The organism is Streptomyces sp. LE64 (genome assembly GCF_052606915.1).
On record NZ_CP199708.1, the window covers coordinates 3,333,176 to 3,347,131 of the forward strand.

Below are 13,956 nucleotides of genomic sequence, written 5' to 3' on the forward strand. Positions count from 1 at the left end.
GTGCTCGTCGGCGTCTGCGACTTCCCTGGTAGCTACGCCTTTCCGCCCGCCGGTTACGGCGGGATCGAACGATGGCTGTGGGCGGTCGCCGTAGGCGCCCGTGCCGCAGGCGCCGACGTACACCTCCTCGGGCCGGGCTGGCTCACGGACCTGGAACACGACTGGGTCCGCAAGCCGGTCCGCCTGGAGGACCTCACCCCCGGCTCGCTCGCCGAGGGCGACCTGCGTGACAGCGGGTACGACCTCCTGGTCGTCGGCCACGAGTACCCGTCGCTTCCCGCGTGGACGCGCACCTGGAACGAGCTGGACTGCGACGTCGCCACCTTCCAGCACTCGCCGGTCTTCAAGCACGCCGCCACCGCCTTCGATGGCCGGCGGTCGCGCCTGTACTGCTACTCGCCCGAGATGATCGAGCGCTACGCCGAGCATCAGCCGATCCCTGAGCTCGCCGTCCACCTCGGCCTCCACGAGGAGGAGCCACCGGCCACTGCGGGCACGGACCTCGTCTGGCTCGGCCGGATCGATGAGGAGAAGGCGCCGCACATCGCCGTACGCGCCGCGCAGATCCTCGGCCGCCGCATCCGGATCGTCGGCCCCGTCTTCGACGAGGAGTACGTGCGCCGGCACGAACGCCTCCTGACCGCCGGCCACGTGAAGTGGGTCGGGGAACTCGGCGGCCCCGCCAAGACCGCCGCCATCGCCGATGCCTCAGTCTTCGTTTACACCTACGCCCGTGACTACGTGGAAGCCGGTGCGGCGGTCTTCGGCGAAACCCTCCGCGCTTGCACCCCCATGGCCGCCCTGACCTGGCGCGAAGGAACCTGCGCCCACGCTGCCCTGTGCGACGAGACGGGCGCGGTCGCGGTCGTTGACCCCAGGGAGGAGGACGAGACCGCGGCACGAAGCCTCGCCGACGCGATCGAACAGGCGGAAAGCCTCGACCACCAGCGCGTCCAGGCGATCGGAATGCAGCGCTTCGACCCGGCGCGCCACTTCCAGGCGATGTCGGCCCGATCGTGCTGACCCGCGCGGCCGGCACCGTCGGAGACGACCTGGCCCAGCGGATACCCGGCGTACTGAGCGCCGCGTTGGGCCCCCACTGGGAGTTCACCGCCGACGGCCCCCACATCGAGATTCTTCACCCGCACCGGGGCAGCCCCTACCAGCCGCCACGCAGATCACCCACGTGGAGGGAGATCCTCGACTCCCTGGAAGCCGGCTTCGCGCGCGACGGCGCCCCGCGTGACGCCTGCCTCCCGCTCCGGTGGGGCAAGGAGACCGAACTGACGATCTCCGCTATCCAGGCCCTGGATCCGCTCCTCAAGGACGGCCAACCCCGTACGTATCGAAGCGGATTCATCCCGCAGCCGGTCGTCCGCTTCACCGGCCAGCGGGACGCGGAAGGCCAGTTGAAGGACGGCTTCCTGACCTCCTTCGTCAACGTCTCCCGAGTCCAACCCATAGGCGGCCTGGACGAGTACGGCGCCATCCTCGACAGCTGGCTGACCGTCCTCTCCCAACTCGGCTTCCACGCACGACACCTGAGCATCTACGGAACGCTCACCCCGTGGCGCCGACGGCAGGTCGAAGGCATCACACTGCGCTTCCGCCACCTGGACCTCACCCTCGGCGACATCGTCCTCCTGTGGAACACGGACTACCCGGACCGGATGGCCGTTGATCTCGGCACTGGGCTGGAACGCCTGGCATGGGCGCGGACCAGGGCGAGCTGGCACCCCCTGATCTTTGGGCGCTTCGCACGGATGGCGACACCACCGACGCTGGATGCCATCCGTACCGCCACACTCCTGCTCGGCCACGGGATCGCCCCAGTAGCTCGGGGTGCCGGCGGAATCACACGGCGCGTCATAGGTGCCATCGATCCCGAAGCCGCCCGCCTCGGCGTCAGCGCCATGGTTCGAGCCGCCTACGACTACTGGTCGCTCTTCGGTGCCTTGCGCGCTCCGTGGCCGGAGATCGCTCGCGTCATCGAGGGAGAGTGGGAGGCGACACACTCGGCCCTGGCGGCATAGCAGTTGTGTGCATCGCTCGTTCTCGACCCAAGCCTCGAAACGGCTGAAGCCGGTAGGTCGAGCCGTAAACGCGCAGGTCGAACGACGAGCGACGGATAGGGTGCGGGGTTCTTCTGACCGAAAACCCATCACTCCCGGTGATCGACTTATTACATGCTGTCGGTGGTGCGTGCTGTCATACGACCGGCGCGGGGATGCACCAACGGTCTTGGACAGAGGGGGAATTCCTTCATGGCGGTTCAGCTTGCGGACCACGTTCGGGGTGATGTCCCGGTGTGGGCTCAGACACGGTGGGATGTGGGATCAGCCGCGGTAGGCGTTGCCACGTGCACGCCGCACCTGTGTGCTTCCTCCGCCTCGGTGCAGCTGGGCGGGACTCGATGAGCCGCCGCCCGATACGGCGCTCGGCCCGGCGCCGACCGGTCCGCGGTTCCAAGAAGCAGGACGAGCAGGTCGCCCTGGTCGTGGGTGTGGTCGTGGCGGTCGGCTTGGTCGTCACCGTCGTCCAGTGGCTGCTCACGCACTGGTGGGTCCTCGTCATCGTCGCCGTGGCCGCCTCGGCTGCGGGTGGCCTCTGGTACCAGAAGGCACAGCAGCGGGCAGTTTGGGCTCGCGTACGCGCCCAAGCCTTGCGGCTGCGGATTGCCGAGCTCGACGCACTGGATCACCGCGCCTTCGAGTTCGCTGTACGGGACCTGATGCGCCGCGACGGCTGCAAGGCCGCGCAGCTCGGAGGTGCTGGCGACAACGCTTGCGATGTACGCGCCGTCGACCCCGCCGGTCGCGTCTGGGCGATCCAGTGCAAGCGCCGCCGGGATGGGGATCGTGGTGCCGCGGTCGGTGTCGGGGTGCTGCAGCAGGTCAACGGCACTGCACGCCAGATCCACGGGGCGGACGTCGCGGTCGTGCTCACCAATGGCCGCTTCTCCTCCAAAGCGATCCCCTGGGGTAAGCAGAACCGAATCCACCTCGTCGACCGCCGCGTGCTCGGCGAGTGGGCCGCAGGCTCCCGCCCCTTGTGGGACCTGCTCGACCGCATCCCACCGCCGCGCCGGCCGACTGCTCTGTCCTGACGTGACAGGTGCCTGGCAAATCCAGCCCAAGACCAGCGCTTTGTTGCCAACCACTGGTGACCGAACCCTTGCACCGCCCAGTTCGGACTATGCAGGAAGGCTGGGATGTCCGTTGTCTTGCCTGACAGGAGGGCTGGCAGGGTGATTCTGACCATCAACGTGGCGGTCCTGCTGGCTGTCGTCATCGTCCTGCGACTACGCCGACGCACACAGGCCCGAAGCCGATTGGACGAGAAGCTGACCGTGATCGTGGTGCTGGTGTTCGGCGTCTCGGGACCTGTCCCCGAGTGGTGGACACCTCTGAGCCCGGCCCCGGCAGGGGCCGGGTAGGAGGCATCTTTTATGGTGATGAAGGTCTACTCGCCCGAGTTCAAGGCGAACGCTGTCGCGCTGTACCTGTCGTACCCGAGCCACACCTTCGAGGGCATCGGCAAGGATCTGGGGATCAGCCGGGAGACGCTGCGCAACTGGGTGCGGGCCGAGCGGGCCCGCCGAGGTGAGAGCGGCACGACGAGCACGAACACGAAGGACGTCCCGGTGAGCGAGGCCACGAGGCAGGACCTGGAGGCCGAGATCGCGGCCCTGCGAGCGGAACTGAAGAGCGTGCGCAAGGAGAACCAGAAACTGGCCACTGAACGGGACATCCTGCGCAAGCCGACGAAGTTTTTCGCACAAGAGATGACCTGGTGACCAGCCGCTTCCAGTTCGTCGAGGACCACCACCGCGCCTGGGGCGTGAAGCGGCTGTGTCAGGCGCTGGAGGTCGCCCGCTCCAGCTTCTACAAATGGCGGGCCACCCGCGCGGCCCGCGCCGCGCGCGAGCGGGCCGACGCGGCGCTTGCCGAGCGGATCCGGGCCGTGCACGCCGAGTGGGACGGCACCTACGGCCGGCCGAGGATCACCGCGAGCTGCACGGCGACGGTGAGCGCGTGAACCACAAGCGCGTCGGACGGGTGATGCGGAAGTACGGCATCGCCGGGCTGCGGCTGCGCAGGCGCCAGGTCACCACGGTGCCCGAACCGTCCGCCACACCGGTGCCCGACCTACTGGGGCGCGACTTCACCGCGAGCGCACCAAACACGAAGTACGTCGGCGACATCACCTACCTGCCGGTGGGCGACGGCGAGTTCCTGTACTTGGCGACCGTGATCGACTGCTTCTCGCGCCGCCTGGTGGGCTGGTCGATCGCCGACCACATGCGCACCTCGCTGGTCACCGACGCGCTCCGGGCAGCCGCTCAGGTCCGCGGCAGCCTATCCGGCGCCGTCTTCCACAGCGATCACGGAGCCCAGTACACCTCTCATGAATTCGCCGGTTTCTGCGCCGAGTTGGGAGTGCGGCAGTCCATGAGAGCGGTCGACACGAGCGCGGACAACGCGCTCGCCGAGTCGTTCAACGCGACCCTCAAACGCGAGACGCTCCATGGTGCCCGCCGTTTCGACAGGGCCCGCGCCTGCCGCCTGACGGTCTTCCGCTGGACCACCCGCTACAACACCCGCCGACGGCACTCGGCAAACGGACAGCGGGCACCGATCGTCTACGAACAACAGTCAGCTACCCTGACACTTGCCGCATAACAACACGAACGGGTGTCCACCCTCCAGGGACAAGGCCCTTCCCGTGCAGCGGCTTCTCGGTGAACACCTTTACTTGGACCAGACCGTCGGCGAGCTGTCCGCGCAGGGCCTCCAGGGTGGCGCGCCCCTGTTTGGTTGCCAGTCCGCGCATCAACTGGTTGCGCAGGTGCTTGACCAGCTGCTCCTTGCGCGAGTGTGCCGTCTGCATGTCGTGGTACTGCTCGTCGTCGCTATGGGGGGACTGCACGTCCTGCTGCAACGACTCGAGGATGGTCTCTGAGTCGCTTGGGGCGACCATGCCGACGAGCAGGCGAACCACCGGATCCCCGGCTGCTTTGGCTCCCTCAGCGTCGCGCTTGGCCTCGACGAGGTCTTTGAACGAATCCCAGCCGCGCATGTCGAAGTACCCGGTCGCGACGTCGACGGTCGTGAAGCCGGCCAGCGACTGCTTTAGGGCGGTCCCCAACTGTTGGTTGTCGAGGTTGTCAAAGATCTCAGAAGCCGTATCTCAACCGATCATGGAACGCGCGGTTCGAACAGGCTTCCCACCCGGGTGATCTTCCCGTTGTACGCGCATGAAGACAGGGCCTCTCGGTAGCTCGGGGATGCGAATCTGATCGAGCAGTACCGGGAGGCCCTGGTGTCCTTGTTCTACGTGTCCGAGCCCGTCCAGTTCAACTCGGCCGCACCATCGTGTGATTGCCTCGCGCACGTGTACGGCAACGCGGCGGACCATCCCGACCGGGTGCGGCGGTATCCGTCGGACATGACGGACGCGGAGTGGGCGGCCGTGCGGCCGTTGCTGCCGGTCCCGGCCTGGCTGAACGGGCGGGGTGGACGCCCCGAGGGTTACTGCCACCGCCAGCTGCTGGACGCAATCCGCTACCTGGTCGCGGGCGGGATCTCCTGGCGGGCGATGCCCGCGGACTTCCCCGCCTGGGGCCGGGTCTACGCCTTCTTCCGCCGCTGGCGCGAGCACGGGCTGATCACCGAGTTCCACGACCGGCTGCGCGGGAAGGTCCGTGAACGCGAAGGCCGCGAGGCCGAGCCCACGGCAGGGATCATCGACGCCCAGTCGGTGCGGGCCGCCGCGACAGTACCGGCCGCCTCACGCGGCTACGACGGCGGAAAGAAGGTGCCGGGCCGCAAGCGCCACATCGTGACCGACACCCTCGGCATGCTCCTGGTCGTCGCGGTCACCGCCGCGAACATCGGAGACCGGGACGCCGCGGCAGGACTGCTGACCCGCCTGCGCCGCCTGCACCGCGACATCACCCTCGTCTGGGCCGACGGCGGCTACACCGGAGGCCTGGTCGACTGGTGCCGGGACAAACTCGCCCTGACCCTGGAGATCGTCAAGCGCACCGACGACATGACGGGGTTCGTGGTGCTGCCCAGACGCTGGGTGGCAGAACGCACGTTCGCGTGGTTGATGAACTCCCGTCGACTGGCCCGGGACTACGAGACGTTGCCGGCCAGCAGTGAGGCCGTGATCCGGTGGTCGATGATCACGCGGATGAGCCGGCGTCTGGCACGGCCACAGGCCGCCGGCCGGCACTGAACATCCCCGACGCCTCCAAGAGGAGCCACCCACGTTCCGCCAGGCGCCTGGCCTTCGACCGCACCCCCTCGACCTTCCCCGGCGCCGCCCCAAGGCCCAGCTCCGCCGCGATCTCCTTGGCCTTCACCGGTCCCTTGCCCGCGGACCGCCGCTCCTCCAGCACGCCCAGAATCCGCCGGTAGTCGGGCGCGAGCACGGCCACCGACAACCCGTCCCGCCAGGGCGGCACCACCGACCCCGGCACCGGTGAGGACACCGCTTCCTGCTTCGCCTCGGTCACGGCAGTCGTCTCGGCGGCGGACACGGCCAGGGCCTCGACCAGCTCCTCCCGCGCGATCACCCGCCGGTCCAGCTCGATCTCCGCGGCCTCCAACACCTCAGCCAACCGCGCGACTTCCTCCCGCAGCCCCTCCACCCGCACCCGGGCAGCCGCCTCCCGCTCCTCCAGCATTCCCAGCACCGACGCCACCGCGCACCCCTCGCCCATGAAGCGAACACAAGACGCGACATGCCTCCCTCACCCCGAGCTAGACCATGCCTGACCAGCAGAAATCAACCGATCACGTTCGGTTGAGATACGGCCTCTCAGGCACAGAGCTTGCTCCTGGCACCGGTGGCTGGATTGGCGCCGCGCGGGAGGCGCGGAGCTCCGATGCTACGGCCGAGCGCTGCGTTTCAAGGCTCTATCGACAGGCTGCGGTGCCATGGTGATCAGCCAGCGTGTACTGATCCAACTAGTCCGGGAGTCTCTGAGGGCAGCGGCTTCGGCGAGGACTGGTCGGTGGCGTGCTCACTGGCCAGGGCGCTGGCGCAGGCAAACGACCGGGTCGGGTCCTTCGGGACAGCAGCAGGAGAAGCAACTGAGACCAAAACTGAGACCACACATGTCGAAGGGCCCCACCGCGAACGGTGGGGCCCTTCGACAACGTGCCCGGTGAGGCACTGGCGGAGGATACGAGATTCGAACTCGTGAGGGGTTGCCCCCAACACGCTTTCCAAGCGTGCGCCCTAGGCCTCTAGGCGAATCCTCCGCGGATGACATTACATGACGCCGAGCGGTGCGAGCGAACTCGTTCGCGGGCCCCCGGATCGGGTACTCTGTGCGGAGCCCCTCACGTGGCGCTATCTGACTGAACTCCCCCAGGGCCGGAAGGCAGCAAGGGTAGGTCGGCTCTGGCGGGTGCGTGGGGGGCGTTCGCGTGTGCGGGGGAGCGGTGTCGTCCGCTTCGGGCCCGGGTTGTCGGTGGGCGCCTATAACCTCGTAGGTGTGTCGTCTCTCGCGCTGTACCGCCGCTATCGCCCGGAGTCGTTCGCCGAGGTCATTGGGCAGGAGCATGTCACTGCGCCCCTGCAGCAGGCCCTGCGGAACAACCGGGTCAACCACGCGTACCTGTTCAGCGGGCCGCGCGGGTGCGGCAAGACCACCAGCGCGCGCATCCTCGCCCGCTGCCTGAACTGCGAGCAGGGCCCCACGCCCACCCCCTGCGGCACCTGCCAGTCCTGCCGGGACCTCGCGCGCAACGGGCCGGGCTCCATCGACGTCATCGAGATCGACGCCGCCTCCCACGGAGGCGTGGACGACGCCCGTGACCTGCGGGAGAAGGCGTTCTTCGGGCCGGCCAGCAGCCGCTACAAGATCTACATCATCGACGAGGCCCACATGGTCACGTCGGCCGGCTTCAACGCCCTGCTCAAGGTCGTCGAGGAACCGCCGGAGCACCTCAAGTTCATCTTCGCGACCACCGAGCCCGAGAAGGTCATCGGCACGATCCGCTCGCGCACCCACCACTACCCCTTCCGCCTGGTCCCGCCGGGCACCCTGCGGGACTACCTCGGAGAGGTGTGCGGCCGGGAGGACATCCCCGTCGAGGAGGGGGTGCTGCCCCTCGTCGTCCGGGCCGGGGCCGGCTCCGTCCGGGACTCCATGTCCGTCATGGACCAGCTCCTCGCCGGCGCCGACGAGCACGGTGTGACGTACGCCATGGCCACCTCGCTGCTCGGGTACACCGAGGGCTCGCTGCTCGACTCCGTCGTGGACGCCTTCGCCGCCGGGGACGGGGCCGCGGCCTTCGAGGTCGTCGACCGGGTCATCGAGGGCGGCAACGACCCCCGCCGCTTCGTCGCCGACCTGCTGGAGCGCCTGCGCGACCTGGTCATCCTGGCCGCCGTCCCGGACGCCGCGGAGAAGGGGCTGATCGACGCCCCCGTGGACGTCGTCGAGCGGATGACCGCCCAGGCCGGCGTCTTCGGGGGCGCCGAGCTGAGCCGGGCCGCCGACCTGGTGAACGAGGGGCTCACCGAGATGCGCGGGGCCACTTCACCGCGCCTCCAACTGGAACTGATCTGCGCCCGCGTGCTGCTCCCCGCGGCCTACGACGACGAGCGTTCCGTCATGGCCCGCCTGGAGCGCCTGGAGCGCTCGGGGGTCGCCGCCCCCGGCGCCGCGGCCGTGGCCGCCGCCCCGCTGCCGCCCGTGCAGTACGCCCCGCCCCCGCCCGGCCCCGCCGTGGCCTACGCGCCCCCGGTCCCGGCCGCACCGGCAACCCAGGCCCCGCCCGTCGCACCCTCCGCCCCGCCCGCCGAACAGGTCCCGCCGGCCGCCGCGCCCGCCGGCCCGCCGCCGGATCAGGGGGCTGCCGCCCCCGCGGCCCGGCGCCCGGGCGGATGGCCCACGGCCGCCGCCGCGGGCGGCGGCCGGCCCGCCGCGACGGCCCCCGCCCCGCAGCCCGCGGCCCCGCAGGCGCCGGTCGCCTCCCCGCCGGCCGCGCCCTCCGCGGCCGTCGGCGGCTACGCCGCGCCGCCCGCCGGCGGGCTCGACCCCCGTGCCCTGTGGCCGAACATCCTGGAGGCCGTCAAGAACCGGCGCCGCTTCACCTGGATCCTGCTCAGCCAGAACGCGCAGGTGACCGGGTTCGACGGGAGCACCATCCAGCTCGGCTTCGTCAACGCCGGGGCCCGTGACAACTTCTCCGGCAGTGGCAGCGAGGACGTGCTGCGGCAGGCCCTGCACGAACAGTTCGGCGTGGACTGGAAGGTCGAGGCCGTCGTCGACCCCTCGGGCGGATCGGGCCCGCCGCCCGGTGCCGGGAACTTCGGCGGCCGTCCCGCACCACAAGCCCCGCCCGCCCCCTACGGAGCGCCCGCGCCCGCGATGCCCCCCCGCCCGGCGGCGCCGCCCGCGGCGGCCCCCGCGACGCCCAGCGCGCCCCCGGCGCCCGGAGCGCAGTCGGGGCCGCCCGCCCCGAGCGCCGGCCCGCCCCGCGGCCGGGCGCCGGAGCCGCCCCGGCCGGCGCCCATCGCCCCCGAGGACGACATCCCCGAGGACGACGACCCCGACCTCGACGAGTCCGCGCTCTCGGGTCGCGACCTCATCGTCCGCGAACTCGGTGCGACCGTCCTGGAGGAACAGTCCCGCGACTGACCCCGCCCCGCCGCGGCGCGGAGCCCGGCCCACCCCGCGCGCGGGCCCGCAGCGAGGGCCGCCGGGCCGTCCGCAGCGACCCCGACCCACCCCGGTCCTGGCGGAACCTCCAACTCCACGGGCGTCCGAGCATCGGACGGGCACACGAGGCGCGCGGGGGCGGCGGTTAGGCTGACGGGCGTGAAGGTCCTCGTCATCGGCGGCGGCGCCCGCGAACACGCCCTGTGCCGCTCCTTGTCCCTCGATCCCGACGTCACCTCCCTGCACTGCGCGCCCGGGAACGCAGGCATCGCCGAGGTGGCCCAGTTGCACGCGGTCGACGCGCTCGACGGGGCGGCCGTGGCCGCGCTCGCCACGCGCCTCGAAGCAGATCTCGTCGTCGTCGGCCCGGAGGCCCCCCTGGTCGCCGGGGTGGCCGACGCCGTGCGCGCCGCGGGCATCGACTGCTTCGGCCCGTCCCGGGAGGCCGCCGCGCTGGAAGGTTCCAAGGCGTTCGCCAAGGACGTGATGGCCGGCGCCGGGGTGCCCACCGCCCGCAGCTACGTGTGCACCACCCCGCAGGAGGCCGACGAGGCGCTGGACGCCTTCGGCGCGCCCTACGTCGTCAAGGACGACGGGCTCGCCGCGGGCAAGGGCGTGGTCGTGACCGGGGACCTGGAGGCCGCGCGGGCGCACGCCAACGCCTGCGAGCGGGTGGTCATCGAGGAGTACCTCGACGGCCCCGAGGTCTCCCTCTTCGCGATCACCGACGGGACGACGGTGCTCCCGCTCCAGCCGGCCCAGGACTTCAAGCGGGCGCTCGACGGCGACGAGGGCCCCAACACCGGCGGCATGGGCGCGTACTCGCCGCTGCCGTGGGCCGACCCCAAGCTGGTCCAGGAGGTGCTGGAGACCGTCCTCCAGCCGACCGTGGACGAACTGCGCCGCCGCGGCACCCCGTTCTCCGGGCTGCTGTACGCGGGGCTGGCGATCACTTCGCGTGGGGTGCGGGTCATCGAGTTCAACGCCCGCTTCGGCGACCCCGAGACCCAGGTGGTCCTGGCCCGGCTGCGCACCCCGCTGGCCGGGGTGCTGCGGGCCGCCGCCCGGGGCGCCCTGGACGACCTCGAACCGCTGCGGTGGAGCGGCGAGGCGGCCGTCACGGTCGTGGTGGCCTCGCACAACTACCCCGACACCCCCCGCACCGGCGACCCCATCGAGGGACTGGACGCGGTGGCGACCGAGGACGCCCCGCACGCCTACGTGCTGCACGCCGGCACGAAGCGGGACGGCGACCGGGTGCTCAGCGCCGGGGGGCGGGTGCTGTCGGTGACGGCCACCGGAGCAGACCTGGCCCAGGCCCGTGAGCGGGCGTACGCGGCGGTCGGCCGCATCGCCCTGGACGGCGCCCAGCACCGTACGGACATCGCGGCGAAGGCCGCGGCGGACGCCTGACCCGCAGGGTCGCCCGCCGGTGACCCGCGGTGCACGGCCCCGGTCGTCCCCTCCGGCCCGCGCACCCCGTGCGCGCGGGCCGAGGGGCCCGGGGCCGTTCGCCTGTCCGGAGACGGAGACGGAGACGGAGACGGAGACGGAGACGGGAGACGGGAGACGGGAGACGGGAGACGGGAGACGGGACGGGGCCGAGGTCGGGCCGGGGCCGGGGGCAAGGCGCAGGAGAAGGCGAAGGCGAAGGAGAGGGGGAGTGAGGGGCAGGGAAGGCACTGGTGTGGAGCCGCTCGCACGGCGCGCCCGCCCGGCGTGCGCATACGGTCCCGTGGGTGCGCAGTCATCGCGCGCGCCCGCTTCCACCTCGCGCACCTGTTCGCTTTACCGTGCGGATTTGCCCCCCACCTCTACCCAAAGCCATTCCATCGGGTGACCGGTGCGCCATACGGCTGACGGCGACCGGGGGCCCAACTAGGGTGCGGCGCATGTGTTCCGGCACATGGCCCACCGGCATTGCGGTGTCCGGGGTCGGTGCCACAGTGGGGGAGTGAGCAACGCCAAAGGAGTCCGTCGGCGCCCGAGCGCGCCCGGCGGACGGTAGGGGGCGAGACCCGGTCGTGTCCGACAACGGTGTGGAGACGAGTGCGCTGTCCGCGCGCTCCCGGGCCCTCGACGTGCTGCGGGTCCGCAGTCGCGCCACGGCCGTCGCCCTCCTGCCCGCGGCGGCGGCGATCGTCCTGTTCACCGCCCGGACCAGCGGACACCTCGACGGCGGCGGCGCCCTGGACGCCCTGCTGTGGGTGCTCACCGCCCTCGCGGTGGCGATCCTGCTCGCGGCCGCGGGCATCGGCTTCGTGGTGGCGCGCTCCCGCCCCGCGGTCAGCCCCACGGTGCCGGTCGACGAGCGTTCCGCCCCCGACCTGTACCGCATGGTCCGCGAACTCGCGGACCGGCTCGACGTGCCCGCCCCCTCCGCGATAGCCCTCACCCCGGACTGCGACAGCTGGCTGGAGGACCGCACCCACCGGGCCCAGCAGCCCCGCTCCGAACGCCCCGCCGCCCCGGGCGGCCCGGACGGCGGCCCCCGGCGCGCCCGCCGCCGGGAGGCCCCCGTACTGATCATCGGATCGCCGTTCCTGTGGTGGATGCGGGTCGCCGAACTGAGGGCCGTCCTCGCCCCCGTCGTGGCCGGCACGGGACCCTCCGCACACCCCGACGTCGCCGCCGCGCGCCGGTTCGTGCGCGGCCTCGACGCCGCGGTCGCCGTCGCGTCGCGCCCCGGCCGCGGCCCGCTCGCACGGCTCGCGCTCGGGGTGACGGGGTCCATCGCGCGCCTGCTGCTGCGCGCCTGCCGCGGCTACGCCACCGAGATGGAGCGCGGAGTGGCCGCCGCCGCGGCGGCCAGGGCCCAGGACGTCGACTACGGGCTGCGGATCGTCGCGCAGGAGCAGGTGGGGCTCGCGTACGCGGGCTGGGACCGGCTGCTGACCCGGGTCGCGCTGCCCGCCTGGCGGGTCGGACGCTGGCCCTCGCGGCTGGACGCCGGCGTGGTCGCCGCGCTGACGGAACTCTCCCGGCGCGACCGGCTCGCCGAGGGGTTCGCCTCCCGGTTGGCCGAGCGCCCCGCGTGCGACCTGCTGGAGGAGCCGGGCGCGGTGGACGAGGCCGCGTCCCTGCTCGCCGCCCGGCTGTTCCACGGCGGGCCGGCCGAGCCGGGGCGGGACTGGGCGCCCGTGGGCTGGGAGGCGTACCCGGAGGAGGTCGTCGACCGCACCTGGCGCACCGAGGCGGCCCGACTGCACCGGGTGCTCGACGGCGCCGGTGCCCGACAGGGGCCCGAGGGCCCGACCCTGGCCCGGGTTCTCGACCACCTGGCGCTGCCCGAGCCGTCCCCGACCCCGCCGCGGACCGGGATAGCCGGGCCGGTGGCCGCCCACCGCCCGGCCACCGGAACCCCGCCGACCGCCACCCACCCGCCGGCCACCGAAGCCGAAGCCGAAGCAGAAGCCGACACCGACGCCCCGGCCGCCCACCGGGCCGGGTCGGCCCCCCGCACCGAAGACGCCGCCGAGCAGCACCCGACGGAGCACCCCGCGGATGACCTCGCGGGACTCCCCGCGGACGAGGCAGTGACCGAAGCCCGGGAACAGGAAGCGGCCGTGGCCGAAGCCGGAGCCGAAGCCGGAGCCGAGGAAGAACAAGAGCAAGAACGAGATGAAGAGGAAGAGGAAGAGGGCACCCGGCCCGCCGGGGAACTCGCCGCCGCGCTGACCGCCGCGCTCGCCCGCGAGGAGGGCCCGCCCCGGACCGGCACCGCTCCCGCCGACGCGGGCACCGACGAAGTGCTGTGGAACGAGGGGACGTTGCCCCTCTTCCCGCTCCAACCCCCGCGCAGCGGGCGGGACCTGCTCGCCGAGCACGTCATGGCGACGGTGTGCTGCGCGGCCGTCGACACCGCGGGCGCCGCACCCGCACTGGACTGGTTGGACGGTCCCTCGCTGCTCGTCGACGGCGCCCGGGCGGCCGATCTGTCGCACTGCGTGCGCACCCTGGTGGACCGGGGCGACCCCGCGCCCCTGCGCCGCTGGTTGGCGGCCCGCTCCGTGCGCACCGACAAGCCCCTGCGCCTGGTCTGAACGCCGGCCCCGCGCCGTCCGGTTGGGCCCCGCGGTCGCGCCCGTGCGTCGAGCCGGGGAACGCCTGAACGTCGTACGGGCGGTCGTCGGGAGCCCTCGAACCTTCCCCCGTACGGGCCGTGTTCCGGGTGCGGGGCTCCCGGAACACCACCAAATAACGACGAACGGTGACGGAACGCGTGCGTTATGTGATGTGCTGGGTTCCGCCCGCCGGCGACGGCAGCCCCG

The 13,956-nt window shown here is 72.0% G+C and carries 10 protein-coding genes, 1 tRNA gene, 1 other RNA gene and 1 pseudogene; 10 read left to right on the forward strand and 3 right to left on the reverse strand.

Annotation, left to right across the window (positions count from 1 at the left end; genetic code table 11):
• The 5 genes and pseudogenes from ACSMX9_RS15075 (at window position 1) to ACSMX9_RS15095 (ending at window position 4,682) form a co-directional block, all read left to right on the forward strand.
• Window positions 1-1,023, forward strand: a complete 1,023-nt coding sequence (locus tag ACSMX9_RS15075) for a glycosyltransferase (protein WP_445402811.1) — start codon at window positions 1-3, stop codon at window positions 1,021-1,023.
• Complete coding sequence (locus ACSMX9_RS15080) at window positions 1,017-2,033, forward strand: hypothetical protein (protein ID WP_445402812.1); 1,017 nt, start codon at window positions 1,017-1,019, stop codon at window positions 2,031-2,033. Before ACSMX9_RS15075 ends, ACSMX9_RS15080 begins: the two co-directional genes overlap by 7 nt.
• Window positions 2,034-2,413: 380 nt before the next feature.
• On the forward strand, window positions 2,414-3,106 hold the full coding sequence (locus tag ACSMX9_RS15085; protein ID WP_445402813.1) for a restriction endonuclease: 693 nt from the start codon (window positions 2,414-2,416) through the stop codon (window positions 3,104-3,106).
• A 144-nt stretch (window positions 3,107-3,250) separates the two neighbouring features.
• Window positions 3,251-3,436 (forward strand): hypothetical protein, encoded by a 186-nt coding sequence (locus ACSMX9_RS15090; protein ID WP_445402996.1) that lies wholly within the window; start codon window positions 3,251-3,253, stop codon window positions 3,434-3,436.
• A gap of 12 nt (window positions 3,437-3,448) precedes the next feature.
• Window positions 3,449-4,682: pseudogene (locus ACSMX9_RS15095) on the forward strand (IS3 family transposase).
• Here ACSMX9_RS15095 and ACSMX9_RS15100 read toward each other — a convergent pair.
• Window positions 4,660-5,148, reverse strand: coding sequence for a hypothetical protein (locus tag ACSMX9_RS15100; protein WP_445402814.1), 489 nt, complete (start codon window positions 5,146-5,148; stop codon window positions 4,660-4,662). The pseudogene ACSMX9_RS15095 and the gene ACSMX9_RS15100 overlap by 23 nt on opposite strands.
• Window positions 5,149-5,448: 300 nt before the next feature.
• Between ACSMX9_RS15100 and ACSMX9_RS15105 the strand changes: the two genes are divergently transcribed.
• Window positions 5,449-6,243: an IS5 family transposase gene (locus tag ACSMX9_RS15105; RefSeq protein ID WP_445402961.1), complete on the forward strand. Its 795-nt coding sequence runs from the start codon at window positions 5,449-5,451 to the stop codon at window positions 6,241-6,243.
• Here ACSMX9_RS15105 and ACSMX9_RS15110 read toward each other — a convergent pair.
• Together ACSMX9_RS15110 and ACSMX9_RS15115 are read right to left on the reverse strand one after the other, a co-directional pair.
• Complete coding sequence (locus ACSMX9_RS15110; protein WP_445396964.1) at window positions 6,191-6,730, reverse strand: hypothetical protein; 540 nt, start codon at window positions 6,728-6,730, stop codon at window positions 6,191-6,193. The two genes, ACSMX9_RS15105 and ACSMX9_RS15110, sit on opposite strands and share 53 nt — an antisense overlap.
• Window positions 6,731-7,186: 456 nt before the next feature.
• Window positions 7,187-7,274, reverse strand: a tRNA-Ser gene (locus tag ACSMX9_RS15115).
• Window positions 7,275-7,347: 73 nt separating this feature from the next.
• Here ACSMX9_RS15115 and ffs point away from each other — a divergent pair.
• From ffs to ACSMX9_RS15135, 4 genes are all read left to right on the forward strand, one after another.
• Window positions 7,348-7,442: signal recognition particle sRNA small type (gene ffs, locus ACSMX9_RS15120), an RNA gene on the forward strand.
• 68 nt (window positions 7,443-7,510) lie between these two features.
• The gene (locus tag ACSMX9_RS15125; protein ID WP_445402815.1) at window positions 7,511-9,664 is read left to right on the forward strand and encodes a DNA polymerase III subunit gamma and tau; all 2,154 of its coding nucleotides are present in this window, start codon (window positions 7,511-7,513) and stop codon (window positions 9,662-9,664) included.
• Between the two features lie 180 nt (window positions 9,665-9,844).
• Window positions 9,845-11,098, forward strand: a complete 1,254-nt coding sequence (purD, locus tag ACSMX9_RS15130) for a phosphoribosylamine--glycine ligase (protein ID WP_445402816.1) — start codon at window positions 9,845-9,847, stop codon at window positions 11,096-11,098.
• A gap of 611 nt (window positions 11,099-11,709) precedes the next feature.
• Window positions 11,710-13,728, forward strand: a complete 2,019-nt coding sequence (locus ACSMX9_RS15135; protein WP_445402817.1) for a hypothetical protein — start codon at window positions 11,710-11,712, stop codon at window positions 13,726-13,728.
• Window positions 13,729-13,956 lie beyond the last annotated feature (228 nt).

Coding starts and splice junctions, on each gene's coding strand:
- ACSMX9_RS15110 (WP_445396964.1), bottom strand. CDS start 6,730: ATGGGCGAGGGGTGCGCGGTGGCGTCGGTGCTGGGAATGCTGGAGGAG.
- ACSMX9_RS15085 (WP_445402813.1), top strand. CDS start 2,414: ATGAGCCGCCGCCCGATACGGCGCTCGGCCCGGCGCCGACCGGTCCGC.
- ACSMX9_RS15105 (WP_445402961.1), top strand. CDS start 5,449: ATGACGGACGCGGAGTGGGCGGCCGTGCGGCCGTTGCTGCCGGTCCCG.